Genomic DNA, 2,890 nt, shown 5'->3' with positions numbered 1-2,890 from the left:
CCACCACCTACCAGCAGACGGGCTCGTAACGGAGACGGCCACCCCTATCTGTCGGCTGGCCGACACCGTTGCCAGAGCCGCGGACCGCGCAAGATCAATCTCTGCCATGATGTCCGTGCTGAACTACACCGAGAGGACGGCCGTTCACCATGCTCACCTCATCGCGGCCGCGCGGCAGATCGGACGGTCTCGTGACACCCACGATCTGCGGGTCATGGACCAGGTCGACAACCAGGGCCCCGGCATAGTTGTCGGTTAGCAAGCAAGCTTCATGATCGTCTGCAGGGGGCGTTCGGGGCGGCGGGCGTGATAGAGGATTCCCACTGCGATGTTCGTGACGCCGGTCAGGCGCAGGACCGTGATCGCGAGGTTGCGCGGACTGGCCATGACCTGGGGCGTTGCCGGTCCGGACCTGGTGCGGGAACCGCGCGCAGTCTTGCCGTCCACGGCGACCCGCCGCTGTGTCCCCGTGTCCGGGCTGGTCGCCACGGCCGCCCAAGTTCCCAGCGCCGTGTCCAGCGCGTCGGCGTCGAGGGCTGCGAACACCCGGCGGGCGGATGGCCGCGAGCGACGAGAACGGCCGGCGAATTCTTCCGGATTCGACCTCACACACCACACATCGTGTGCTAAAAATACCTGGCTCGCCATCCCTGCCGGTCACGTCTGCCCGCAGATTTTCTTTCTCGTCCGTGTTCACCGCACACGCCACAATGATCAAGAAAGTGACATTGTTTCTCCCCTGAACCGGAGGTCCGTCGTGGCCGCTGGACGTTCCCGCCCCTCGGGCCGGCAAAACAGACCAGCGCGCGGGAGATCCGTGCCCCGATCGAAACGGCCACGCGGCCGCTCGCAGCCTCGCAGCACCCGGAGTCTCAGTCGGCGCGAGCGGAAGAACCTCCACGTGGCGGCCTATCTTGCGATTGCCTCCGGCGGGCTGGTGCTGGGGATCGGAGTGGCCTGGCCCTGGGTATTCGCCGCAATGTTCGTCATCTCGTTCCTGCTTGCGTTTCGATGGCCGACACTCTGCCGCGCCTATCGCACAGATGGCGGCATCTGCGAGATGTGGGTGAACGGCTGGCTCACCGGGTGCAACAGCCACGCCCCGGTCAAGCGTCGGGATCTACGCGCGGTGATGTGGCCGCCGAACGAGGTGTCTCCCTTTCATCGTGCCGCGCTGGCGATGCGCATCCCGCCGCGGGAGAGCGAGGTGCAGGCCGTTCTCGACGGTGCGCCCCGCCGAATCACGATGCGAAACCTCACCGTCTCCTCACTCCTCGTCCTCAGCGGGCTGATCGCCCTCGTAGGCGCACCTGTCGGGTCGCAGTGACCATCCGGAGCCGACAGTGGATATGAGCGACGTCCTCGCGGCGATGGGCAGACCGGGCGTGGTGGCAACACTGTCGGAGCCAAGCGAGCAGGCCGCTATTGCGGAGACGGCAGCGAAGCTGGCCATAACCAAACCGCTGTATCTCTACCGCCAGGATCCCAGCCTGGTGCGGGTCCGGCCCTGGGTGCGGACGAGCCCGATGAACGTGCTGCGCGAACTCGGCGTCGCGACTACCTTCTACCCCGACGGGCCCTTCTCCGACATGGCGCGGCACTGGGCGCAGGTCCGCTACTGCGGCGTCCTCACCACCCGTACCCGTGGGGTGAGCACGCTCCCACAGCTGGCGATCGGTGACACCAGCCGCGTGGTGCACCACCACAAGACCGCGCAGTCCGAGCACCTGGGCATCGGGTTCGCGATGGTCGTCGCCCGGGCGGTGCTGAACAGCCGCCACCCCGGATTCCGGTTCCAGGCGATGGACGCGGAGGTAGCGCTGGCCGATGGGTCCGCCCTGGGTCACTCAGTGCGCTCCGCCGGCTCCAGCCTCGGCAGACCCGACTACATCCTGCTCGGCACCCAACTGCGAGCAGGTCGCTTTCGCACCAAGATCTACCTGCTCGAATGCAAAGGCACGCATGGCGAAATGTCGAGGATCAGGGCGCAGCTCGCAAAGGCGAGCGTGCAGCTGTCAACCCTTCGGATCGACGGTCGCACACCCCCCGGACTCATGGTCGCCACGAAGCTGGACACGGCCGGAATATCCTGTCACGTCTTCGACCCTCCGGGCGACGAGAACCTCCTCTCCGGAGCGGCAGGTGAATTCGACGACATCGTGACGGAGGATCCGGAACCGTTCCCGTTCCCCCGGCGCCACCCCACCTATCTGGATGCCGACATCCACCGGTCCGGCGAGCAGCTCAGCGATGAGGAGATCGCACGCAGACGAGCCGAAGCCGGTTGGCGCTCCGAGGAGCTGCTCCGGCCGATCCGGGGTGCGGCCGACATCCTGGAGGTCCCGGCAGAGCGCCGACGGTGGTTGCTGCAGATGCTCGCACGGAGTTCCGCCTTCACGTCTCTGCTGTACGCCGGTGACAGAGCCGGCGCGGACACCTACTTTCCGGCCTGGCTGCGGCCTGAACCGCCGACATCGGGTCAGCTGCCGCTCGAGGATGCTGTCTCATTCCCGCCGGATTTCACCAGCATCCGGTCCTCCTTCCGGCTTGGGCCCGACCTTGAGTTCTTCGGCATCAGCCACCGCATGCCCCTTCCCGACGGCAGGGTTCTCGTCGTCCGGCGCGGAGTGGAGCAGCAGCTGTACGGCCTGCTTAGCGAGCACCGGCTGGCCCGTTCCTTTCGGCGTGCGCGGGATGTCGTGGGCCGCTGGCGCACACGCAGCGGACGGCAGAACCTGCCGGCCGATGTCGGCGCCGACGGCACGGGCATCCTCATGGAGGTTCTCGACCGATGAAGATCCTCCCGGAGCCGCACCGAAGGGAGGTGTTGAGGTTCGGCGAGCCGGCGCTTATGGCTTAGAGCGACCGGCAATAGGGGACGCGGCGTCGC

The 2,890-nt window shown here is 66.9% G+C and carries 3 protein-coding genes and 1 pseudogene; 3 read left to right on the top strand and 1 reads right to left on the bottom strand.

What is annotated here, in order from left to right; genetic code table 11:
* Positions 1-259: pseudogene (locus MJ783_RS23105) on the top strand (hypothetical protein); the annotation flags it as partial.
* Here the strand turns inward: MJ783_RS23105 and MJ783_RS23100 are convergent.
* On the bottom strand, positions 256-609 hold the full coding sequence (locus tag MJ783_RS23100; protein WP_239313965.1) for a hypothetical protein: 354 nt from the start codon (positions 607-609) through the stop codon (positions 256-258). The pseudogene MJ783_RS23105 and the gene MJ783_RS23100 overlap by 4 nt on opposite strands.
* A gap of 292 nt (positions 610-901) precedes the next feature.
* On the opposite strand from MJ783_RS23100, the gene MJ783_RS23095 reads away from it, so the two are divergent.
* Together MJ783_RS23095 and MJ783_RS23090 are read left to right on the top strand one after the other, a co-directional pair.
* Positions 902-1,327, top strand: a complete 426-nt coding sequence (locus tag MJ783_RS23095) for a hypothetical protein (RefSeq protein WP_239313963.1) — start codon at positions 902-904, stop codon at positions 1,325-1,327.
* A 22-nt stretch (positions 1,328-1,349) separates the two neighbouring features.
* Positions 1,350-2,795, top strand: a complete 1,446-nt coding sequence (locus tag MJ783_RS23090; protein WP_239313961.1) for a hypothetical protein — start codon at positions 1,350-1,352, stop codon at positions 2,793-2,795.
* Positions 2,796-2,890 lie beyond the last annotated feature (95 nt).

This window comes from Protofrankia sp. Cj3, assembly GCF_917627355.1.
Classification (GTDB): Bacteria; Actinomycetota; Actinomycetes; order Frankiales; family Frankiaceae; genus Protofrankia.
This window is presented reverse-complemented; position numbering and strand designations above follow the sequence as displayed.